The organism is Brevundimonas diminuta (genome assembly GCF_022654015.1).
Taxonomy (GTDB): Bacteria; Pseudomonadota; Alphaproteobacteria; order Caulobacterales; family Caulobacteraceae; genus Brevundimonas; species Brevundimonas diminuta_C.
The window spans coordinates 942,755-965,721 of sequence record NZ_CP073063.1; the positions used below are offsets into that span (position 1 = coordinate 942,755).

A 22,967-nucleotide genomic window follows, 5' to 3' on the forward strand; every position below is an offset into this window, starting at 1 on the left:
CCCTACTGGCTGACGCCCTTCTCCAGACGCGCGCCGGCCAGCTGCGCCTTGGCCTGAAGATAGGGCGTTGCGGACACCAGCTGCGAGATGGCGTTGAAACGCTCGGTCGTCAGGCCGGACGCCTCGACCGCCGCCGTCAGTCTGGCGCTCTGTTCGGGCGTCGCCTGGTTGTTCTGCACCTCGGCCGTGACGGCGCGAATCTGCGTCATGGCGGTGACGAAGCGGTTCAGTTCGTCATCGGCCACGGCGGCGGCCGGCGTGCCGGGCGCGGGCGGCGTGGCGTTGACCACTCGAATGCGCGCGGCTAGGGCCGGATCGGCGGCGACGGCGTTGGACAGGGTGTTGAAGCGGGTCACCTCCAGCCCCGAATCCTGCACTGCGGCGGCCATCTGCGCCTGCTGTTCCGGCGTCGGCTGGGCGCCGTTCAGCGTGTCGCTGACGGCTCTCACCTTGGCCATGGCGTCGTCGAACTTCTTCAGCTCGTCATCGGTGAAGGTGGTCGAGCCGGCCGTCGGCGCGGCCGTCGGCGTCTGCGCCGTCGTCGATGCGTCTTGAGCTTGGGCGGTCGCGGCGGTCGCGAGAAGGGCGACGGAAGCAAGAAGGGCGATGCGGGGCGTGCGCATAAGAATGTCCTTTCGGTCTGGCGTCCACTTGAAGGGCCGTCCGACGACGGCGACGACGCAATCACGTCATCGCTCCCCAGGGGCGTGGAGCCTGAAACAGACAAAAGGGGAGCCTTCATAACCTAGGCGCCGATGAGCCTCACGCCACCCCTTGGACGCTGGAGGCGCGATCAAGGATGCGTTAGACGGGCGTGATCCTTGTTGAGGTTTGCCCATGAAACGTCTCGCCATCGCCGCCCTGGCCCTCGTCGCGGTCGCCGCGCCGGCTGTCACCGTCACCGCCTGGGGCAACACCGGCCACCGCCTGATCGGCGTGGCGGCGATGCGGGCCCTGCCGGACGATCTGCCGGCCTTCCTGCGCACCCCGGCCGCCATCGCCGACGTGGGCGAACTGGCGCGCGAGCCCGACCGCTGGAAGGGCGCCGGCCAGCCGCACGACCGCGAGCGCGACACCGCCCACTTCGTCGATCTGGACGACCAGGGCCGCGTCTACGACCAGCGCGGAATGAGCATCAACGATCTGCCGCGCCTGAAATCCGAATACGACGCCGCCCTGACCAAGGCCGGTCTGGACGTCAACGACGCCGGCTATCTGCCTTACGCCATGATGGACGCCTGGCAGCAGCTGGGCCGCGACTTCGCCTATTGGCGCGTGCTGAACGCCGCCGAGAAGCGCGAGACCAATATGGAGCGTCAGGCCTGGTACCGCGCCGACCGCATCCGCCGCGAGGCCCTGATCCTGCGCGACATCGGCGTGATGGGCCACTACGTCGGCGACGGCTCGCAACCGCATCACACCAGCATTCACTACAACGGCTGGGGCGACTTCCCGAACCCGGAAGGCTTCACCAACTCGCGTCAGACCCACGCCGTGTTCGAGGGTGAGTTCACCAACCGCGTCGCCCGTCTGGACGCCGTCGAGGCCGCCATGCCGGCCGCCAGACTGGACGGGTTCGACGTCAAGGCGCGCACCGTCTCCTATCTGACCACGACGCTCGGCACGGTGATTCCCTTCTATCGCCTGGAGAAGGCCGGCGGCTTCCGTGACGCCGATCCGCGGGGCGCGGCCTTCGTCAACGAACGTCTGGCGGCGGGCGCCGGCGAATTGCGCGACTTCATCGTCTCCGCCTGGGCCGCATCCGGCAGCGCCTCCATCGGCTGGCCTGCCGTCAAGGTCGCCGAGGTCGAGGCCGGAACCGCCGACCCCTGGATCGCCATGGTGGGCGAGGACTGAACCTCTTGGTGAACGGTGCTAGCGAGCGAGGGGTGAGCGGGTCGTGCGCGTATCGACGCCTCGGCTCACCTCTTGCTCACTAGCACGCCTCACTTATAGCAGCGCCAATGTTTGACCTTCCTTCCCCCGCCGTCATCCTCGACAAGTCGCAGATGGCCGAGAACATCGGCGCCGTGGCGCGGGTGATGGCCAACTTCGGCCTGTCGGACCTGCGCCTGGTCAGCCCCCGCGACGGCTGGCCCCAGGAGCGGGCCTGGGCCACGGCCTCAGGCGCGGACTGGGTGCTGGATGGGGTGCGGGTGTTTGACAGCGTCGCCGAGGCCATCGCCGACCTGAACACCGTCTTCGCCACCACCGCCCGCCCGCGCGAGACGCGCCAGCCCGTGCGCACGCCGCGCGAGGCTAGCCGCGTCCTCTACGACGACACGGCCTCGGGCCTGAAGACCGGCCTCTTGTTCGGCGGCGAGCGTGCCGGGCTGGAGACGACGGACATCGCCCTGTGCGCCGGCATCGTCACCATTCCCATCGACCCGAAGCACCACTCGCTGAACCTGGCCCAGGCTGTGGCGATCAACGCCTATGAATGGCGCACCCTGATCCTGGACGCCCCGCCGCCGCGCTTCCGCGACAGCGAACCGCCGGCGTCGAACGACCTGCTGGTCGGCATGTACGAGCACCTGGAGGAAGAGCTGGAAAACGGCGGCTTCTTCTATCCGCCCGAGAAGAAACGCTCGATGAGCCAGAACCTGCGCGTCATGCTGGGCCGCGCCGCCTTCTCCGAACAAGAGGTCGCCACCATGCGCGGCGCCATCCACGCCCTGTCGCGCGGCCGCGGCCGGGTCCTGGCCAAGCTGGCGGCCGAACGGGCGGCGAAGGCTAAGACGGACACGCCTGAGTGAAACCCTGGCTGATCTATCCGCTGGCGGCCCTGGCGGAGATCGGCGGCTGTTTCGCCTTCTGGGCTTGGCTGAAGCTGGATCGTTCACCCCTGTGGCTGGCGCCCGGCGTCGCCTGCCTGATCGCATTCGCCTGGCTCCTGACCTTGGTTCCCAGCGACGCGGCGGGCCGCGCCTTTGCGGCCTACGGCGGCGTCTATATCTGCGCCTCCCTGATCTGGATGGCGCTGGTCGAGAAGACCCCGCCGGATCGCTGGGACATTCTGGGCGGCCTTGTCTGCTTGATCGGCGCCGGGCTCATCCTGTTCGGCCCGCGCGGTTAGCCTGCTTCGGCTTGGCTTGGCCTGCCTGATCCTCTATTCTGGCTCCAGCCATCAGGTCGCCCAGTGCGGCCAGGCCGGCGCGCCGATTACAGGTTTGCGAATCCGGTCCGACGCCCGTCGATAACCTGGCGTCACGACGAAACTTCCGTTCGCTAGGAGGCCGCCGTGGCGCGCAAACTGACACTCGATTTCCTCAAGACCGAGGCCGCATCCGGCTCGGCCCTGGCGCTGGCCGCAATCGCCGCCGTGGCGATCGCCAACTCGCCCTGGTCGGCCGACTATTTCGCCTGGCTGAAGAGCTACCACGTCCTGCAGATCGGCCCGATCCGGCTGGAGGAGACCATCTCCGACTGGATCAAGGAAGGTCTGATGGCGATCTTCTTCCTCGTCGTGGGGTTGGAGATCAAATACGAGATCGTGCGCGGCGAACTCAGCGATCCGAAGAAGCTGGCGACGCCGGTGCTGGCGGCGTTGGGCGGCATGGCGGGACCGGCGGCGGTCTATCTGCTGCTGTCCGGCACCATCGGGGCGCCGCACGCCGGCTGGCCCATCCCGCTGGCGACCGACATCGCCTTTGCCCTGGCCATCTTCGGCTTTGTCGGCAAGGGCTTGCCGTCGTCGTTGCGTGTCTTCCTGCTGACCCTCGCCATCGTCGATGACCTGGGGGCCATCGCCCTGATCGCCGTGCTGTTCAGTGAAGGCGCGAACTGGACGCCGCTGTTCTGGGCGCTGGGGGCGCTGGCGATCGGCGCGGTCGCGGCGCACCGCATCCGCATTCCTGCGCCCTTCTGGGTGCTGGGGTTCGCCCTGGTCTGGTATCTGACGGTGCTGTCGGGCCTAAGCACCTCCCTGACCGCCGTGGCCTTCGCCATGATCGTGCCGATCAAGAGCCGGGCCGAAGACGGTCAGAGCCCGCTGAAGGAGGCGATGCACGATCTGCATCCGTGGAACGCCTTTTTGGTCCTGCCGCTGTTCGCCTTCGCCAAGGCGGGCGTGTCCTTCGCCGGTCTGTCGATGGAGCAGGCGTTCGCGCCTCTGGTCATCGCCATTGCGCTGGGCCTGTTCTTCGGCAAACAGATTGGCGTCCTGGGCGCCGCCTGGCTGGCCTCGGCGCTGAGGATCGGCGCGCGGCCGACGGGCGCCAGCTGGCTTCAGGTATACGGCGTCTCCCTGCTATGCGGGGTAGGTTTCACCATGAGCCTGTTCATCGGCGTCCTGGCCTTCCCCGGCGCGGTCGATTCGCCCGAGCAGGTCGAAGTCAAGCTGGGCGTCATCGGCGGCTCGATCCTGTCGGCGATCGCGGCGGCCCTGGTGCTGGGTTTCGCCGGTCGAGGGCGCCAGTCGGATCCCGCCGCCCTGCACCCTGAGGTCGAGCCTCTGGGGCCGAAAGAGGGGCAAAAACTGACCTAGCGTCAGCGTTTTCTGTCGCTTCCTCGACACACAAAGGCGAATCCGCGGCGAAAAACCGTCGCGGGTAACAACGCTCGCTTGTCGGTCGGCCCGAAGCGCGCTTAGCCTGTCCATAACGAATGATCCCCCACGTAGGGGACGTCGAGGGAACAGGAAACGCTGCGATCGCCCATGGCGTCGCGGCTTCAGCCGGGAGGACGCCTATGCGCCGCAATCTTCACCTCAGGACCACTGTGTCCGCCGCCGTCATGGGCGCCGCCGTCATGGGATTCGCCGGCGTCGCCGCCGCGCAGGAAGCCCCGGCGACCGTCGATGACATCATCGTCACCGCCCAGAAGCGTGAGCAGAGCCTGCAGGACGTGCCGATCGTGGTCACGACTCTGTCGCAGGAAATCCTGGACGGCGCGGGCGTGCAGGACATCAAGGATCTGCAGATCCTGACGCCGGGCATGACCGTCACCTCGACCCAGTCGGAAGCCTCCACCACCGTGCGCATCCGCGGCGCGGGCACCGTCGGCGACAACCCTGGTCTGGAAAGCTCGGTCGGCGTCGTGATCGACGGCGTCTATCGCTCGCGCAACTCGGTCGGCTTCGGCGACCTGGGCGAACTGAGCCGCATCGAGGTGCTGAAGGGCCCGCAAGGCACCTTGTTCGGCAAGAACACCTCGGCCGGCGTCATCAACATCATCACCGAACGCCCTTCGTTCGACCCGTCGATCTCGGGCGAACTGACCGGCGGCAACTTCGGCGCCATCGGCGGCTCGGTTTCCGTCACCGGCGGCCTGACCGACCAGGTGGCCGGTCGCCTTTTCGTCGCTCACCGCGAGCGTGACGGCTTCTATGACGTCAACAACGGCGACGGTCCCAACACCCGCAACGACGACCAGACCCAGGACTACTGGACCACACGCGGCCAACTGCTGATCCTGCCCAGCGACGACGTCTCGGTGCGCCTGATCGCCGACTACACCAAGCGCGAGGAATATTGCTGCGTCGCCGTGCAGACGCGCGTCGGTCCGACCCAGGCCTTCATCGCCGCCCTGACCGCGCCGAACGGTCCGGGCCAGCGTCCGCCGGTCGCCGGCTTCGGCACCGTGCCCTTCTCGCGTCTGGCCTATTCCAACCGCGAGACGCCGCAAGAGATCGAGGACATGGGTCTGTCGGCGGAAGCGACCATCGACTTCCCCAGCATCAACGCCACCCTGACGTCCCAGACCTCGTGGCGCGACTGGTCGTTCCAGCAGGGGATGGACCTGGACTACACCGGCGCCGACATCCTGTACCGCGCCAACGACGGCTCGAACGGCTACGGCGTCGACAACCTGACGCAAGAGTTCCGCCTGGCCGGCACCTCGGACAAGCTGGACTGGCTGGTCGGTCTGTTCGCCACCAAGGAAGGCGTCTATCGCGACGACAGCTATGTCTATGGCTCGGACTACAACGCCTTCGCCTCCCTGCTGCTGACGGCGTCCCTGCCAGCGACGGTGGGCGGCCCCAGCCCGTCGCGCCTGGGCTGCTTCACCAATCCGAACGGCTTCCTGGTCGGCACCGCCGGTGCGGCCGCGGGTCAGCCGCTGTGCGTCATCGGCGCAGTGCCGCCCAGCGCCGCCGCCCCGACCTTCGGCGTCGGCAAGGCCTATGAAGACCACTATTCCCAGAAGTCGGAATCGGTCGCCGTCTTCACCAACAACACCTACCGGGTGACCGAGGCCTTCGATATCAATCTGGGTCTGCGCTACACCTACGACAGCAAGCGTCTGTTCGGGATCCAGGACAATCTGGGCACCAACGGCGCGGCCTGCGGCGGCGCCCTGGCCAACCAGAACCCGGCCAACCGCACCGTCTCGCCGATCCCCGGCACCGCCAACGTCGCGACGCCGGCCGCTGCGCTCGGCCTGCTGTGCCTGCCCTGGTCCAACCCGCTGTATGACGGTCGTCGGATCCAGGAGAAGTTCAGCGACACCGACCTGTCGGGCACGATCAAGGCGTCCTACCGCTTCAACCCGTCGATCATGGTCTATGGCTCGTATGCGCGCGGCTACAAGGGCGCGGGCTACAATATGGACCGGGTGCAGACGGGCGTGACGCCGGACGCCTCGCTGTTCTTCAAGGCCGAGACGGTCGACAGCTATGAAGCGGGCGTCAAGACGACCCTGTTCGACCGCACAATGCTGCTGAACGTCACCTACTTCGATCAGAAGTTCGAGAACTTCCAGCTGAACACCTTCCTGGGCACCGCCTTCGTGGTGGAATCGATCCCGGAACTGACCTCGCGCGGCGTCGACGCCGACATGGTCTGGTTCACCCCGGTCGAGGGCCTGAGCTTCCAAGGTGGCGTGACCTACACCGACGCCAAATACGGCCAGTTCGGCGCCGGCGACCTGTCCAGCCCCGGCCGCTTCCCGCAGCTGTCGCTGCTGCCGGGCGCGCGTGCCTCCTTCGCTCCGGAATGGTCGCTGACCGGCGCCCTGGCGTTCGATCGCGAACTGGGCGGCGGCCTGCGCGGCGGCTTCAACCTGTCGGCCAAATATTCGACCGAATACAACACCGGCTCGGACCTGTTGCCGTACAAGAACCAAGACGCCTTCACCGTCGTCAACGGCCGCGTCTCGATCGGTTCGGCCGATGAGCGCTGGACGCTGGAAGTCTGGGGCCAGAACCTGCTGGAAGAAGAATACACCCAGGTCGGCTTCGCCGCGCCGCTGCAGGGTACGGCCTTCACCAATACCACAACGCCGCAAGCGAACGGCACCTTCTACAATCAGGCCACCGACACGGCGACCTACAACGCCTACCTCGGCGCGCCGCGCACCTACGGCGTGACGCTGAAGGTCAAATACTGATCGCTTAGCCGCAAGGCTGACCGACGAAGGGCCGACCGGGCGACCGGCCGGCCCTTTTTCTTTTGCAATGGGGCCTGACGACGCGCGCGACCCGGCGCTGTCGAGACGGGGAGTCGGCCTTAGTTTTGGCCGATCAACGGGTTCCGGGCGCCGAACAGTTCTGGACGCGGAGCTTAGACTGCCCGATACACGACTTTACCGACGCCCTGCGTCCACTGAGGAAGCAAATGCGTCACCAGAAGTTTCGTCATCCCGCCTGGCGCGGCTATGCCTTGGCCGTCGTCGCGTGGCTGGTCGCCTTCGGGCTGCGCTATGGCCTGGCCCACTGGTTTCCGCCGGGTTTTCCCTATCTGACCTTCTTTCCGGCCGTGGTGCTGGTCGCCTACTATGCGGGCCTGCGGCCTGCGATCCTGACGGCGACCCTGTCGGGCCTGTCGGCGTGGTGGTTCTGGATCGGCCCGCCGGGCTTCGACCTGGGCGTCGCCACCTTCGTCGCCATCGGTTTTTACGCCTTCGTCGTCGCCGTCGATATCTTCTTCATCGTCGGCATGGACAAGGCCTCGGCCAAGTTGGCGCGCGAGGTCGAGCGCAGCACCGCCCTTGCGGAAAGCCGCGACATCCTGCTCCGAGAAGTGCAGCACCGGGTGTCGAACAACATCCAGATGGTCACCGCCCTGCTGAAGCTGGAGGCGCGCACCACCGTCGATCCGGGCGCGAAAAAAGCCCTGACCGACGCCTCGGCCCGCACCGGTCTGGTTGCCCGTATCCAGCGCAGTCTGGCCGACGCCGATCAGAAGAAGACGGCCTTCCACGATGTGGCGCGATCGATCGTCGACGATGCGCTGACGGCGGCCGCGCGAGACGACGTGATCGTCTCCATCTCCGGCGGCGATGTGGTCCTGTCGGCCGAGGAGGCCACGCCCGTAGTTCTGATCATGCTGGAATGCGTCAACAACGCGCTGGAGCATGGCTTTCCCGATCGGCCTGGCCGGATCACGATCGATCTGTGCGACGACGGCGCGGTGCGCACCCTGACCATCGCCGACAACGGCGTGGGCGTCGCCGAGGATACGGCCGCCGAACCGACCAGCCTGGGCCTGCGGATCATCACCGCCCTGGCCCGCCAGCTGGGCGGAGACTGGTCGCTGCAGCCCTCATCGCCCGGCGCGATCGCGCGCCTGTCCTGGCCCAGCGCGCCCGTCGCGCACTAGAGCGGCAGATACCGCCCCGCGAAAAAGGTCTCGGTCGAGAAGGCTCCGCGAAGGCATAGGCTCTCCGCGCCATCATTTTCCAGGAATTGGCAGATCGGCTGCGCTTTCCGCTCAGCCTGTTCCGGTTCGGATCGACGCGGGAAACCTGCCGCCTTTTAGAACCGTCACCCCCGGGCGCTTGCCGAGGGTGACGGAGACGGTGACGAAGGTGCGGTGTGAAAGGCGCCGCGCGCTACTCCACCAACGGCCCCTGTCTCGGTTTCGCCAGCTCCCGCTGCCCGGCCGTCTTTCGGCTCAGGATGCGGCGGCCCCAGCCGGCGATGTCGTCGACGATGGTGAAGATGGCGGGGATGTAGAGCAGGGACAGGAAGGTCGACGAGATCAGTCCACCCAGCACGGCGATGGCCATGGGCGAGCGGAACTGGACGTCGGCGCCGACCCCAAGGGCGATGGGCACCATGCCGGCGCCCATGGCGAAGGTGGTCATCAGGATCGGCCGGGCGCGCTTGTGCGCCGCGTCCATGATGGCCTCGTGGCGCGGCATGCCCTCTCGCTCGGCCATGATGACATAATCCACCAGCAGGATGGAGTTCTTGGCCGCGATCCCCATCAGCATCAGCACCCCGATCAGGGCCGACATGGAGAAGTTGGCGCCGCCGATAGCCAGGGCGATGAAGGCGCCGCCGATGGCCAGCGGCAGGGCCGCCATGATGGTGATCGGATAGGCGAAGCTTTTGAACAGCAGCGTCAGAACCGCATACATCAGCAGAATGCCAGAGGCGAAGGCGATGGCGAAGCCGGTCAGCATCTCCTGAATGAACTCGGCGTCGCCGGCCGGCACCTGACGCACGCCGGCGGGCAGGTTCTTGACCGAGGGTAGGCGGTTGACCGCTGCGCCCGCCGCACCGGTGGTGATGCCGTCCAACTCGGCACTGATCGAGGCGATACGCGACCGATCCTGGCGGGTGACGGTGGCGGGACCGGCGCCGAACTGGATATCGGCGACGGCGCTGAGCGGAACAGAGGCTCCGCCCGTCGCCGGCACGCGCAGGTTCTCCAGCACGGTCAAATCCTCGCGCGCATCTGCGGTCAGTTGCAGGCGGATCGGGATCTGGCGGTCGCCGAGATTGTACTTGGGCAGGTTCTGATCCACGTCGCCGATGGTGGCGACCCGCACGGCTTGAGAGATGGCGCCCGCCGAAACGCCGGCCAGGGCCGCCTCGTCGGGACGTGGCGTGACCAGAATTTCGGGTCGGGCGATGGCGGCCGAGTTGACGACGTTGGCCAGGCCGGGGACGCCGCGCATCTCTTCCTCGACCTTTCTCGCCGCTGCGTTCAAGGCGTCGGGATTATCGCTCAGGATCGAGAAGGTGTAGCTGGTGCCATCGCCGGGACCGCCGCCCTGCTGGGCGATGCCGGCGCGGATGCGGGCGCCGGGGATCTGTTTCAACTCGTCCACCATGGCGCGGGCGAAGGCCTGCTGGCTCAGGTCGCGGTCGCCCTTGGGGACCATGTCGGCATAGACATTGGCCTGGGTCACGTCCTGACCGCCGATGGCGGCATAGACCGAGATCACCTCGGGACGGTCTTCCAGCCGCTTTGTGACCTGCCGAACCACGGCGTCGGTCTGGGCCAGCGTCGCGCCAGGCGGCAGTTCGACCTGGAAGGCGGCGCGGGCGGTATCGCCGGGCGACATGAATTCAAACGACATCTTGGCGATGACGGCCGTGGCGATGGAGCCAAACAGAAACAGCACGCCGAGGATCAAAACTTTCCACCGGTTGCCCAGCGACCAGCGCAGCGCCTTCAGATAGCCGCCCATCCAGAACGGATCGCGATCCTCATGGTTGGCGTGCTTGAGGATGTAGGCCGCCATCAGCGGCGTCAGGGTGCGCGCCACCAGCAGCGAGAAGGCGACGGAGACGCAGGCGGCCAGCGCGAAGGCCTTGAAGAACTGCCCGATGATGCCGGGCATGAAGCCGACGGGCGCGAAGACGGCGATGATGGTGGCGGTGGTAGCCACGACCGCCAGACCGATCTCGTCGGCCGCCTCCAGCGAGGCGTTGTAGGGCGGTTTTCCGTCGCGCATGTGGCGCACGATGTTCTCGATCTCCACGATCGCATCGTCGACCAGGATGCCGATCGTCAGCGACAGGGCCAGCAGGGTCACCACGTTCAGCGACTGGTCCAGCGGGCCCAGGATGGCGAAGGTCGGGATCAGCGACATCGGCATGGCAATGGCTGCGATGAAGGTCGCCCGCCAGTCGCGCAGGAAGATGAAGACGATGATGACCGCCAGCACGGCGCCCAGCAGCAGAGCCTCCAGCGAGGCCAGATAGGATTCCTCGATCTGTTCGACGCTGGCGGTGACCTGCTGGATCGTCAGTTCGGGATGGGCGTCGTCGAGTTTCTTGACCTCCTCGCGGACCCGTTCGGCGACCTTGACCTCGGACGCGGTGCGCGAACGCAGGAAGTTGAAGGTGACGGCTTCCTGGCCGTTGTAGCGGGCCAGGCGGCGCGGCTCGCTCCACTTGTCCTCGACCGTGCCCAGGTTATCGAGGCGGATGGTCTTGCCGTCGCCCAGGGGGACCAGGGTCTCGCGAAGTTGCGCCACCGAGGTCGCGGCGCCCAGGGTGCGCACGGCACGCTCGGACCCGGCGATGGTGACGCGGCCGCCCGGCAGATTGTTGTTGACGTTGTTCAACGCCTGGCTGACCTCGGCGGCGGTGACGCCGTATGCCGCCAGGCGTTGCGGATCCAGTTCGACGCGGATCTCGCGATCCACCCCGCCAGAGCGGTTGACCTCTCCCACGCCGCCCAGAGCCAGCAAGCTGCGGCTGACCTCGTTGTCGATGAACCAGCTGATCTCTTCCGGCGTCATGGTCGGCGAGCGAACGACATAGGTGATCAGGGCGTCGCCGGTGATGTCGATGCGCTGGACCGCTGGCTCCTGCATGTCCTGGGGCAGGGACGCGCGCAGGCCGGTCATGGCGTTGCGCACGTCATTGGTGGCGCGGTCGGTGTCGGTGCCCAGCTCGAACTCGATCGTCGTGGTCGAGACGCCGTCGGTGATATTGGACGTGATGTGGCGCACGCCCGAGAGGCCGGCCAGCGAATCCTCGATCAGTCGCGTGACCTGGACCTCCATTTCCGCCGGGGCCGAGCCGGGGCGGGCGGCCGTGACGGCGACCAGTGGAAAGTCGATGTCGGGGTTCTGATTGATCCGCATGCCCATGAAGCCGACCACGCCGCCGAGCGTCAGCAGCAGGAACAGCAGGATGATCGGGATCGGGTTCTTGATCGCCCAGGACGACATCTGGTTCATGGTCGTCGGTCCTACTTGGTCGCAGGCTGAGCGGCCGGAGCGGGCGCATTGCCCACCGCCTGGGCCACGTTGACGCGGTCGCCTTCGTTCAGGAAGCCGGCGCCGTCCACCGCGACGCGGACGCCGACATCGACGCCGCTGACCGCCGTCTGGGCCTCGGTGCGCGACAGGATGGTCACGGGTTGGAAGTGGACGGTGCTGTCGCCCCGGACCACGAAAACGCCGGGCTTGTTGTCGCGATACAGGACCGCGCCGGTCGGCACGGTCGTCGCCGGCTGATCGCCGACGGCGATGTCGGCGCGGGCGAACATGCCGGGCCGCAGCTGGGCGCCGGGCGCCAGGGAGATGCGGGCCAGGCCCAGGCGGGTGGTGGCGTTGACCTCGGGCGTGACGATGCGGACCGAGCCGGTGGTCTGGCCCGCCTCGCTGGAGGTGATGGTCGCCGACTGACCGGCGCGGACCAGGGCCAGTTCGGTCTCGGGCACCTGGGCGTCCAGCTCGAGGCGGCCGTCGCGCACCATGCGGAACAGTTCGGTCCCGGCGGCGATGATCTGGCCCTTGGTGACGCTGCGGCTGACGATCAGGCCGCCGACGGGCGCGCGGATGGTCGCCTGCGACAACTGGGTCTGGGTCTGGCTGAGGGCCGCGCGGGCGGCGGCCAGATTGGCGTTCGAGCTGCGCTGGTTCGCAAGGGCCGTATCCAGCGACGCCTGGCTGAGGAAGCCGCGTTCCTTCAGCTGCTGCGCGCGATCGAGCGCGGCGTTGTCGCGCGCCACATTGGCCTCGGCCAGCTGCACCTGGGCCTGCTGCTGGCGCAACTGGGCGCGCAGCAGGACGTCGTTCATCTGCACCAGCGGCTGGCCCTGACGCACGTAGGAGCCTTCGTCCACATAGACGGCGACGGCGGTCAGGCCGCCGGTCTCGGCCGCCACCGGCACCTCTTCCCAGGCGGAGACGGTGCCCGAGGCGGTGACGGTGCGGTCCAGGCTGGTCTGGGTCACGGTCGCGGCGCTGACGGTCTGGCGCGAGCCGCCTGCGGCCTTTTCGTCCTTCTTTTCCTCGCCATGTCCGCCGCAGCCGGCCAGCAGCAAGGCCGACAGGGCGACGGCGCCGAAGTTGAAAACGGTTCGGGTCGTCTTGGACAAGGGATTTCCTCGGTTGCAGGCGAAACGGGTCGCCGGCTCGCGCCGGTTATCGGGAGGTTTGTTCCATACCGCGTCCGCCAAGCCTTCTCAAACGGCGAAAGGCTTTATTGCCAAGGCTTAATGTGACGCAGTTCGGGACCAGTTCGGCCGTGCGTCTGGTCCCGAACCCTTACGCGTGATAGGGGCGCGCGGATGACGACTCCCCCGATCTCGAACATTCGCAACTTCAGCGTGGTCGCGCACATCGACCATGGCAAGTCGACCCTGTCCGACCGCCTGATCCAGCGCACCGGCGGCCTGACCGCGCGCGAGATGTCCGAGCAGGTGCTCGACAATATGGAGATCGAGAAGGAACGGGGCATCACCATCAAGGCCCAGACCGTGCGCCTGACCTACAAGGCCAGGGACGGCGAGGAGTATGTCCTCAACCTGATGGACACGCCGGGCCACGTGGACTTCGCCTATGAGGTCAGCCGCTCCCTGGCCGCCTGCGAAGGCTCGCTGCTGGTCGTGGACGCCTCGCAAGGGGTCGAGGCCCAGACCCTGGCCAATGTCTATCAGGCCATCGACAACAACCACGAGATCGTGCCGGTCCTGAACAAGGTCGATCTACCGGCGGCCGAGCCGGACCGCGTGCGCGCCCAGATCGAGGACGTGATCGGCATCGACGCCTCCGAAGCCGTCCTGGCCAGCGCCAAGTCCGGCATCGGCATCGAGGAGGTGCTGGAGGCCATCGTCACCAAGCTTCCGGCGCCCAAGGGGGATGTGAACGCCCCGCTGAAGGCCATGCTGGTCGACGCCTGGTACGATCCCTACCTCGGCGTCGTCGTGCTGGTGCGCGTCTTCGACGGCATGCTCAAGACCGGCATGCGGGTCAAGATGATGCGCAACGGCTCGACCCACCTGATCGACCGGGTCGGCGTCTTCCTGCCCAAGAACACGCCCGTGGACCAGCTTGGCCCCGGCGAGGTCGGCTTCATCACCGCCCAGATCAAGGAAGTGGCCCACGCCGCCGTCGGCGACACCATCACCGACGAGAAGAAGCCGACCGCCGAACCGCTGAAGGGGTTCAAGGAAGTCCAGTCGGTCGTCTTCTGCGGCCTGTTCCCGGTGGACGCCGCCGACTTCGAGGACCTGCGCGCCGCGATCGGCAAGCTGCGCCTGAACGACGCCTCCTTCACCTATGAGATGGAAAGCTCGGCGGCCCTGGGCTTCGGCTTCCGCTGCGGCTTCCTGGGTTTGCTGCACCTGGAGATCATCCAGGAGCGCCTCAGCCGCGAGTTCAACCTCGACCTGATCGCCACGGCGCCGTCCGTCGTCTATAAGATCGGCCTGCGCGACGGCTCCGAAATCGACCTGCACAACCCCGCCGACTTACCCGACGTGATGCAGATCGAGACCATCGCGGAACCCTGGATCAAGGCCACCATCCTGACGCCGGACGAATACCTGGGCGGTGTCATCAAGCTGTGCCAGGACCGTCGCGGCCAGCAGATCGAACTGTCCTACGTCGGCAACCGGGCCATGGTGGTCTATGAGCTGCCGCTGAATGAGGTGGTGTTCGACTTCTACGACCGGCTGAAGTCGATCTCGAAGGGTTACGCCTCGTTCGACTACGAGATCACCGAATACAAGGTCGGCGACCTGGTGAAGATGTCCATCCTGGTCAACGCCGAGCCGGTCGACGCCCTGTCCATGCTGGTCCACCGCGCCCGCGCCGAGACGCGCGGCCGGGGCATGGTCGAGAAGATGAAGGAACTGATCCCGCCCCACCTGTTCCAGATCCCGATCCAGGCGGCCATCGGCGGCAAGATCATCGCCCGCGAGACCGTCCGCGCCCTGCGCAAGGACGTGACCTCGAAATGCTACGGCGGCGACGCCACCCGCAAGAAGAAGCTTCTGGAGAAGCAGAAAGCCGGCAAGAAGCGCATGCGCCAGTTCGGCAAGGTGGAGATCCCGCAGGAAGCCTTCATCGCCGCGCTGAAGATGGACGAGGATTGATCCCGACACTGTCCAGCAGGGAAACGGGTAGGACGACGCGCTTCGCCAGCGCGTGATGCGTCATCGGTAATGACGCCAGCAAGGCTCGAAGCTCATACTTGACAGAAGTGCCGACTTGTCGTTTCTTTCTGTCATGACAGAAATGAGTGACAGATCGCTTCCGTTGGCTGTTGAGCAGATCGTCTTGAGGTGGGGCGATCTGGGCGGCCAGTGGGGCGTCAATCGCTCGGTGGCCCAAATTCAGGCTCTCCTCTATCTGAGCGAGCGTCCTCTAACGGCAGAAGATATCGCCACGACCCTCGGGTTGGCGCGTTCCAACGTTTCCAACAGTCTTAAGGAGCTTCTTGCCTGGAAGCTGATCCACCGTGTCCCGGTCTTGGGTGACCGCCGCGATCACTACGAGGCTGAAACAGATCTTTGGCAGATGGCCACCAAGGTGGCGCAGGGGCGCAAAGCCCGCGAGATTGATCCGATGGTCGCGGCGATCAACGACGCCGTGGCCAGCGTCGACGGACAAGGCGCTGGCGTAAGTGCCGAGGTGCGGGCGCGGCTGGAGCGCCTGCAGACTTTCGTCAACACAGTCGATGGCTGGTATCAACAGATGTTGGGCGTGCCACCGGAGACGCTGATGCGCTTGATCCGCATGGGGTCGAAGGTCGTCAGTCTTCTGAAGTTCGTGGGGCCAAAAGATCGCGGCGCATGATCCATTTGACCTCTCATTTCTCTTTTTACAGAAATAAACGACGGAGTTCGTGATGGCTGAGCATGAAGTGTCAACTCCGCAGACGCGTTCACGCCTGCACAAACGCCTGTTATCTGGCTTCGGTCTGGCCCTGGCGATCGCGCTAAGCGCATTCCTTCTTTTGTCAGCATCAAAGTCAGGCTCGATCTGGTTCGCCAGTATTTGGTTCTTGGCCTTGCTTCCCGCGGTCCTGTGCGCACTGATCTGTTACATCGGCGATCCAGATCGCACACGGACGACCGCCTTCTACTGGCTTGTGCCCTTCGTGCTGGGGATCATCGTTTGTCTTGCTTCCTATTTTATCCTGAAGGAAGGCGTCATCTGCATCGTCATGCTGTCGCCCGTCTGGCTCGTCAGCGGCTGGGCGGGGGCCTTCATCATGCGCTCCCAGCGCCATCGCAATGGCAAGACGCTGCAATCCAGCTTTCTGATCGTTCCCTTGGCGGCGGCCATGGTGGAGGCGCAGCTTCCGACGCCGCATGAGGCTGTCGCCGTCAGCCGCACGGTTATCGTGCGCGCCGCGCCTGAGGACATCTGGCCCTACGCCGTCGCCAGCCATGACATTCGAGCAGACGAGGGACGCTGGACCATCAGCCACGACTTGATCGGCATCCCAAGACCGACGGAATCCCGCGTTGTCGGCTCTGGCGTCGGGGCGGTGAGAACGGCCTATTGGGGCGATCACATCAACTTCGAAGAGCGGATTGTCACCTGGACGACGGGCCGCAAGCTGGGCTGGGACTTCAACTTCACCAACAGCTCTGTTCAGGATTACACCGACAAACACATTTCTCCCGACGGTGAGTTTCTGACGATCGAATCCGGCGACTACGTCCTGCGCCCCATTTCTGCTACTCAGACCACATTAACCCTCACCACGCGCTATGTCGCTAAGACGCATGTGAACCCCTACGCCAGACTATGGGGAGAACTGATGATGGGCGACATCCACGACAATGTGCTCAGCATCATTAAGGCAAGAGCGGAGCGCGATGCGGCCCTAGGTTAGAGCGAGACGGCGTGGCGGTTTTTGAGCCGACCTACCCCTGCACCTTTTCCGTAATGAAGTGACGCCCCTGCCTGTCCTCGATCTCGACCACCCACAGGTCCGGGTCGTACCCGCGCTGCCTCGCGATATAGGCGTCCAGTTCGCTTTCGCTGTCGGACGTCACCGGCTGGATCCACAGGCGGTCGCCGTCGGTTCCGAAGGCTTCGGTGAACAGGCGGGCGGTGCGGGTGGAGGTGTCGTAGGCCTTGACGATGACCGAGCCGGCGCGGGCGTCGCCCTTTTTGACCACGGTCGCATAGGCGCCCTCGATCTGGGCGCGGCGGATCAGGGCGCTGACCCACAGGTCGCTGGAAAGAAGCAATTCGCTAACCCTGCTCGAACACGGAACCCCAACCCTGGCGCGCTAGGGTCGGGGCATGAGGATAGGCCTTTCCCCCCGGCAAGCCAGAGGTTTCGCGTCGGCCGTGCTGATCGCCGCGACGCCTGTCGCCGCCTTCGCCGCGCCGCAGGACCGCTTCTATGAGCGCAGCTTCGTGCTGGCCGCCAACGACCGCTGCGGCCTGTTCGAGCCGCAGCTGACCGCCGCCCTGACGGCCGCCGCCTATCAGGCGCGGGGCGCGGCCCTGCGCGCGGGATCCAGCGACCGGCAGCTGGCCGAGACGGCCCAGCGGGCGCGGGCGCGGGCGAACACGACGCCGTGCGGCTCGACCGATCTGAAGACGGTTCAGGGCCGGGTCCAGACCGCCTTTTCCGGCTGGTCGCGCACGACGCGGATGGAGTTTCCCGGCGATCGCCGGAAGTGGAGCGCCGACCGCGCCGCCTATGCGCGCCCGACCTGGCGGTTGATGCAGGCGACCGTGACCGGCGCCTCGCCCGTGCGCTTCGGCGTGGTGGGCGGCATGGACCGGCCGGATCAACTGGCCGCCGTGGTGTCCTGGCAGGGACGCTCGCGCCCGACCGGGGTGCGGGTGGTGATGCGCGACCATACGGTGGCGCCGCGTCCGTGGCTGTCGCACGACCTGCCGCCCGCCGCGCAACGCCGCGCCTTCTGGGCCGCCGGCGTGACCAGCGCCGACACGATGCTGCTGCCCGAAGGCCGCCCGGCCGGTCAGGCCTGGCTGTTCCCCGCCGCCGCCGCCGACGCCCTGTCGGCCCTGGACCCGCGCGAGGTCTTCACCGTCGAGTTCCTGTTCCGCGACGGCAGCATCGCCCGCTCGACCTTCGAGGCGGGGGATTTCGCGGCGGGTAGGGCCTTCCTGGCGATGGGGCAGGTTTAGGGGGCGCGACGCTTCGGATCGGCTTCGCTGGACGTATCCGGTTTCGCAGTCTTCAGCCGGCCACGCAGGGTAAGGGCTAGGCCGAACAGCGCCAGCACCAGCCCGAGCGTGACGAGGCCGAGGCTGATTTCCTGCGGCCACCGCGCCCAACCGAACAGCGTCGCGGCCGATCCGCTCAGGCTCGGCGCCGTCGTTAGCAGCAGGCCAATCAGCCCCACGGTCAGGCCGAGCGGCATGGCAAACTTCAGCTTGGTGCGCATATCAGGGCCTCAAGACGCGATGGCGTTCTGCATAGACTGCTAGAGACACGCGCGCGCTCTCACAACCCAAAGCTAATGATCAAGCCTCAACCGTCTCAGGCGGCGCCTCGTTCGACTGCGGATCCAGCGATCCCGCCGCCACCATCACTGGCAACCGGATCATCACCGCCGCGCCTTCGCCCAGGGTGCTGTCGATGGTCATGCGGCCGCCGTGCAGTTCGGTCAGGCTGCGGACCAGAGACAGGCCCAGGCCGGTGCCTTGCGCCTTCTGATCGGCGCAGCCGGCCTGTTCGAAGGGGCGGCCCAGGCGTTGCAGGTCCTGCGGCGCGATGCCGACGCCGGTGTCGGACACGGCCAGATCCAGGTCCGGCCCGTCGGCGTCCAGGGTGATGGTGACCGAGCCGCCGGCCGGGGTGAACTTGACCGCATTGGACAGCAGGTTCAGCGCCATCTGCTTCAGGGCGCGGGCGTCGGCGCGGACCTTGATGGGCTCGGACGGCAGGACGGCGGCCAGATCCACCCCCTTGTCGTCGGCCTGGAGCCGGACCAGGGCGACGGCGGCGGACACGGCGTCGCGGGCGTCGAACGTCTCCATCGCCAGCTGGTAGCGTTCGGCCTCGATCTTGGACAGGTCCAGCACATCGTTGATCAGGTCCAGCAGATGGCCGCCCGCCTGATGGATGGCGTCGGCGTAGCCGGCGTAGCGCTCGGGCAGGGGGCCGAACAGCTTCTGGCGCATGATGTCAGCGAAGCCGAGCACTGCATTCAGAGGGGTGCGCAGTTCGTGGCTCATATTGGCCAGGAAACGGGTCTTGCCGGCCGACTGGGCTTCGGCCTCGACGCGGGCGGTCTCCAGCCGCAGCTCGCGGGCGAACTGGGCCGTGCCGTCGAACGCCTGGGCGATCAGGCGCGGGCGGTCCGTCTCGTGCTGGAACGGGCCCAGGATCATGACGACGCGGCGGTCCAGGGCGATGCGCGGGGTGAACTGGACCTCGACCGACTGGCCCGACAGGGCGCGGGCCAGGGCCGCGGACACGGCCGGGCGATCCGGCGCATGAACGGCCGAGATCAGGCCCTGCTCGGTCAGCGCCAGCACCGACAGGGCGGGCGGCGGCGTGCCCCAGGTGGCGACGGCGCGGCCCGACGGATCGAGCAGCAGGGTCAGGGCCGGCTGATCCTCCAGCAGGGCGGCGATGCGGGCCGCCTCATCCTCGGCCTCGCTCAGGCGACGCTGGCGCGCGCTCCAGGTCAGGCGCATGGCGGCGATGATCGCGCCCATGGCCAGCAGGCCCGAGACGGCGGCCAACAAGGGGGCTTGGGCCTCCGCCCCGTTCAGCCAGGTCGAGATCAGCCCCGCCAGCAGCGGCAGGGCCACCGCAAAGGCGCCCATCCGGGTCAGGCGGTCGGCGCCGACGCGGGCATGATCGAGGGCGATCCCAGCCGCCAGAGGCGTCAGGATCAGGCCGGGCAGGGCGCCGGTCACGCCGCCGGTCAGGCCGGCCGAGGCGGTGGCGGCCAGGATCCAGCCGCCCATGACGGCCAGCCTCAGCCCCACGCTGTCGCGCACCATCAGCACGACGCCGAACACGCCGGGGAAGGCCATCAGCAGCAGGGCGGCCAGAGGCGCGTCCTTCAGCCCGTCCATCATCTGGGCCGCCAGCGCCGTCAGAGCGACCGCTACCGCCCAGATCGCGTGCCACAAGGCGACCAGCGGGGCGCCCAACGCCGCGTCGTGCGTCGGGTCGTCCTCGAATCTGGCGTGGGCGTCGGGTTTCAAGAAGGGCGGGCCATGGATTTCGTCTGCGCCCAGACTAGGGCTGCGGCTGAGTCGGTGCGAGGCCGCTCCCCCCTGAGGCGAACCCCATTGCGGCGTTCACCATGAATATCAGGGGACAAAACGGCCGGTTGTCGTTAACGGCCGCGCGGCCTATCTGGCGGCGCATGACCAACCGCACGCCGCCGACCGACACCCTGGACCAGACCCTGGCCGAACTGGCCGAGGATTTCGACCTCCTGGGCGATTGGGAGCAGCGGATCGAATACGTCATCGAACTGGGCAAGGGGCTGGCCCCGCTGGACGAGGCCGACCGCATCGAGACCAACAAGGTGCCGGGCTGTGCGGCCCAGGTCTGGCTGGCGACGATCCAGGACGACGGGCGGCTGTGGTTCGCCGCCGACAGCGACAGCGCCCTGTCCAAGGGCAATATCGCCCTGCTGCTGAAACTCTATTCCGGCCGCACGCCTGACGAGATCCTCAACTTCGACGCCCGCGCGGCGCTGGATCGGCTGGGCCTGCCCTCGGCCCTGACGCGCCAGCGCGCCAACGGCCTGAACAGCATGGTCGGCCGCATCCGCGAGGCGGCGCTGGCGGTTCAGTAGTCGGGGCTTGCAACCGCCGGCCCGGCGACCCACGATCGCAGGGTCGTAACCGGGGGCGCGAATGGACCTGCTGAAGATCCTGCGCAGTTTCGAGGAGTTTCTCTTCGAGGCGGTCAGCTGGCTCGTCTTCTATCCCCTGACCCTGTGGCGGATCCTGCGCGGGCCGCTGGCGGCGATGGACTATTCGGACCGCGAGCAGAGCGACAGCGAGGAGCGTCGCTATGACGATGCGCTCAGCCCCCCGCTTTTCCTCTTGGCCACCATCGTCCTGACCAATCTGCTGTCGATGGCGCTGCATGTACCGCCGCCGCCCGAGGCGACCGACCTCAGCCGGGTGGTCTATGCGTCCCAGCAGAACCTGGTCCTGTTCCGCTCGCTGGCCTTCAGCCTGATCCCGCTGGTTGCCGCCGTCACCCTGCTGCGCCACGAGAAGAAGCGTATCGCCCGCGAGACCCTGCGCGCGCCCTTCTATGCGCAATGCTATCTGGCGGCCGTCTGCGTCGCCTTCGTCTCGGTCGGCGGCGCCATCTTCCAGCGGCCCGAACTGCCCAATGCGGTGGGCGCGGCGATCATGATCGTCGGCGCGGCCTGGTTCCTCTTCGTGCAGTCCCCCTGGTTCGCCCGGCGGCTGAACGTGTCAAAGGCGCGCGGCGCGGTCATCGCCGTCCTGGCTCTGATCCGGGCGCTGATCTACCTCGTGGCCATCCTGATCCCCATCGCCCTGATCTGAGCGGGAGAAAACTGGGTGCAATGAGAGCGCTTTTTCGTCGGTGTGGCGAGAAGTCCAAGCGAAGGGCGGCGCCATGGCCATTTTGGATTTTTACCTTGTTGTGGACTTTTGAGCCGTAAGGTGCGCGCTCAGTTTAGGAAGCCCGAGGGGCGAGCAGAATTCCGGCTGCGCCGATTGCGATGGCGACACCACGGCCCCCCAACGCACGAGGGATCGCTGAGAAGGCGTGTAGGCCATCAGGTCTCTACACTCTTCGAAATACTTTCGCAGCTGCCCTGTTCGAGTTCTCTCTATCTGCGCACACGAGTCGCTTCCGAGCGCACCGCGAAGGCGTTAAGGGCGAACGTCCGTCTGGGGCGCCAGCCTTGCCGGCCGTGATCTCCCCATTTCAGAACCGCGACTATCGCGTCGTGCAACGACATTCTGCCAGCAAATTTAACGTGACTCGGCTTCAATCCTTCGGGCTAGCCCGCGCGCAATAAGGCGATTGTCCCCGGTGCCCTTGAAGTTCCGTTGGCGCGTTCCATAAAGCGCCTCCAGAAAGGTGCGGTCCCAGCGAGTTAACGTTTCTTCCTGAGGGACACCTTGTTCAAACAGGGTCAAAATAGATGGCACTGATGGGGTCGCCGAGGGACTGATCTGAGCCAATGCAATCATTGCCACATAGTCCGACAGTTGCAAGAAGCTAACCTGTTCGAATGCCACGGCATCAATGACAATTACGAGCGACTGCATGTGATCTAGGCTGTCGTCATACAGCCTAGAGGCCGAGACGATCTGGCCATAAGCGCCCAAGTCGACGGGTGCTCTAATGATGCCATCAGTAGCGGCAACTGAGAACGGCTGTTGCCCCCTTTGGCGGACAAGCGCATCGCCGGTGTTAGGGTCGACAGGTATGCTGACATGCCACCACCTCACGGGGCGATCGGACTGTTCAAACTCACGAAGCGCAGCGCGGCCGCGGTGACTGCTCTCCACCCCCGCGTCGAAATCAAGTGGACGCGCGCGAACGAGCGCTTGCGCTGTCCGGTCTGCGTCATCAGTGGAAACGATCAGTATGTTCGGGTTGCAACCGGGTCCTGATGTCCTGATGCCGACATGGTTAGCCCAATCGAGAACTCGGTCGACCATGAAGCCGGCTGGCTCGGCCGCCATTCCAATCGAACCGACGCAGATCGACCGCGACCAGACAGCCATTTTGCGTCCAGAGGGGGGCGCGCCGATAGTGGAGACGAACGCCTCCGCTTGTTCGACTGTCCGTTTTCCAGTGACGTTCAGGTCCTCGAGTTGGGTTATCAGAGGATGTGGCTGACCAGGGTTCACCTGGGCGTCCACCTCGTTGGCGATTCCGAGAACGAAAAGCAAACAAAGGCGAACCATGAGGCAGGTCTTCACCGGGCTTCTCCGTGCTGAAGCCAAAGCATAACTCATTATTTCATGCCTGCCACCCTAGAGTGCGGGCCTTTGTCCGCATCATCACCGGTGTCCTTTGCTCAGCTGACTGGCTGGTATCGGTACGAACCAAATATCGGCTTCACTCGAAGCCGTCGTCCAATTTG

General features: G+C 66.4%; 19 protein-coding genes. 12 read left to right on the forward strand and 7 right to left on the reverse strand.

What is annotated here, in order from left to right:
• Positions 1 to 2: 2 nt before the first annotated feature.
• The gene (locus KAK88_RS04530; protein WP_242078053.1) at positions 3 to 623 is read right to left on the reverse strand and encodes a DUF4168 domain-containing protein; all 621 of its coding nucleotides are present in this window, start codon (positions 621 to 623) and stop codon (positions 3 to 5) included.
• A 214-nt stretch (positions 624 to 837) separates the two neighbouring features.
• Here KAK88_RS04530 and KAK88_RS04535 point away from each other — a divergent pair, with 214 nt between their 5' ends.
• From KAK88_RS04535 to KAK88_RS04560, 6 genes are all read left to right on the forward strand, one after another.
• Entirely contained in the window at positions 838 to 1,857 is a 1,020-nt protein-coding gene (locus tag KAK88_RS04535) for a S1/P1 Nuclease (RefSeq protein WP_242078054.1), read from the forward strand.
• Positions 1,858 to 1,964: 107 nt separating this feature from the next.
• Positions 1,965 to 2,756, forward strand: a complete 792-nt coding sequence (locus KAK88_RS04540) for an RNA methyltransferase (RefSeq protein ID WP_242078055.1) — start codon at positions 1,965 to 1,967, stop codon at positions 2,754 to 2,756.
• Entirely contained in the window at positions 2,753 to 3,076 is a 324-nt protein-coding gene (locus tag KAK88_RS04545) for a YnfA family protein (RefSeq protein WP_242078056.1), read from the forward strand. The genes KAK88_RS04540 and KAK88_RS04545 overlap by 4 nt, the downstream gene beginning before the upstream one ends.
• A gap of 165 nt (positions 3,077 to 3,241) precedes the next feature.
• Positions 3,242 to 4,486 (forward strand): Na+/H+ antiporter NhaA, encoded by a 1,245-nt coding sequence (gene nhaA / locus KAK88_RS04550; RefSeq protein ID WP_242078057.1) that lies wholly within the window; start codon positions 3,242 to 3,244, stop codon positions 4,484 to 4,486.
• A gap of 203 nt (positions 4,487 to 4,689) precedes the next feature.
• Positions 4,690 to 7,329: a TonB-dependent receptor gene (locus tag KAK88_RS04555; protein WP_242078058.1), complete on the forward strand. Its 2,640-nt coding sequence runs from the start codon at positions 4,690 to 4,692 to the stop codon at positions 7,327 to 7,329.
• 227 nt (positions 7,330 to 7,556) lie between these two features.
• The gene (locus KAK88_RS04560; protein WP_242078059.1) at positions 7,557 to 8,540 is read left to right on the forward strand and encodes a sensor histidine kinase; all 984 of its coding nucleotides are present in this window, start codon (positions 7,557 to 7,559) and stop codon (positions 8,538 to 8,540) included.
• 232 nt (positions 8,541 to 8,772) lie between these two features.
• Here the strand turns inward: KAK88_RS04560 and KAK88_RS04565 are convergent, their stop codons facing one another.
• Together KAK88_RS04565 and KAK88_RS04570 are read right to left on the reverse strand one after the other, a co-directional pair.
• Complete coding sequence (locus KAK88_RS04565) at positions 8,773 to 11,865, reverse strand: efflux RND transporter permease subunit (protein WP_242078060.1); 3,093 nt, start codon at positions 11,863 to 11,865, stop codon at positions 8,773 to 8,775.
• Positions 11,866 to 11,876: 11 nt separating this feature from the next.
• A complete protein-coding gene (locus KAK88_RS04570) occupies positions 11,877 to 13,010 on the reverse strand; it encodes an efflux RND transporter periplasmic adaptor subunit (RefSeq protein ID WP_242078061.1) in 1,134 nt (377 codons plus the stop codon).
• 192 nt (positions 13,011 to 13,202) lie between these two features.
• On the opposite strand from KAK88_RS04570, the gene lepA reads away from it, so the two are divergent.
• From lepA to KAK88_RS04585, 3 genes are all read left to right on the forward strand, one after another.
• On the forward strand, positions 13,203 to 15,011 hold the full coding sequence (gene lepA / locus KAK88_RS04575) for a translation elongation factor 4 (RefSeq protein WP_242078062.1): 1,809 nt from the start codon (positions 13,203 to 13,205) through the stop codon (positions 15,009 to 15,011).
• Between the two features lie 115 nt (positions 15,012 to 15,126).
• A complete protein-coding gene (locus KAK88_RS04580) occupies positions 15,127 to 15,714 on the forward strand; it encodes a GbsR/MarR family transcriptional regulator (RefSeq protein WP_242078063.1) in 588 nt (195 codons plus the stop codon).
• A gap of 52 nt (positions 15,715 to 15,766) precedes the next feature.
• A complete protein-coding gene (locus KAK88_RS04585) occupies positions 15,767 to 16,762 on the forward strand; it encodes an SRPBCC family protein (protein ID WP_242078064.1) in 996 nt (331 codons plus the stop codon).
• A 31-nt stretch (positions 16,763 to 16,793) separates the two neighbouring features.
• Here the strand turns inward: KAK88_RS04585 and KAK88_RS04590 are convergent, their stop codons facing one another.
• A complete protein-coding gene (locus tag KAK88_RS04590) occupies positions 16,794 to 17,123 on the reverse strand; it encodes a DUF1491 family protein (RefSeq protein ID WP_242078065.1) in 330 nt (109 codons plus the stop codon).
• Positions 17,124 to 17,226: 103 nt separating this feature from the next.
• On the opposite strand from KAK88_RS04590, the gene KAK88_RS04595 reads away from it, so the two are divergent.
• Entirely contained in the window at positions 17,227 to 18,039 is an 813-nt protein-coding gene (locus KAK88_RS04595; RefSeq protein ID WP_242078066.1) for a hypothetical protein, read from the forward strand.
• Here KAK88_RS04595 and KAK88_RS04600 read toward each other — a convergent pair.
• Entirely contained in the window at positions 18,036 to 18,299 is a 264-nt protein-coding gene (locus KAK88_RS04600) for a hypothetical protein (RefSeq protein ID WP_242078067.1), read from the reverse strand. The genes KAK88_RS04595 and KAK88_RS04600 overlap by 4 nt on opposite strands.
• 79 nt (positions 18,300 to 18,378) lie before the next feature.
• On the reverse strand, positions 18,379 to 20,076 hold the full coding sequence (locus KAK88_RS04605; RefSeq protein ID WP_242078068.1) for a sensor histidine kinase: 1,698 nt from the start codon (positions 20,074 to 20,076) through the stop codon (positions 18,379 to 18,381).
• Between the two features lie 164 nt (positions 20,077 to 20,240).
• Between KAK88_RS04605 and KAK88_RS04610 the strand changes: the two genes are divergently transcribed.
• Both KAK88_RS04610 and KAK88_RS04615 read left to right on the forward strand, forming a co-directional pair.
• Positions 20,241 to 20,678 carry a SufE family protein gene (locus KAK88_RS04610; protein WP_242078069.1) on the forward strand — a complete coding sequence of 146 codons (438 nt, stop codon included), beginning with the start codon at positions 20,241 to 20,243 and terminating at the stop codon, positions 20,676 to 20,678.
• Between the two features lie 61 nt (positions 20,679 to 20,739).
• A complete protein-coding gene (locus tag KAK88_RS04615) occupies positions 20,740 to 21,408 on the forward strand; it encodes a hypothetical protein (RefSeq protein ID WP_242078070.1) in 669 nt (222 codons plus the stop codon).
• 435 nt (positions 21,409 to 21,843) lie between these two features.
• Here KAK88_RS04615 and KAK88_RS04620 read toward each other — a convergent pair whose 3' ends face one another.
• Positions 21,844 to 22,803 (reverse strand): hypothetical protein, encoded by a 960-nt coding sequence (locus KAK88_RS04620; RefSeq protein WP_242078071.1) that lies wholly within the window; start codon positions 22,801 to 22,803, stop codon positions 21,844 to 21,846.
• Positions 22,804 to 22,967 lie beyond the last annotated feature (164 nt).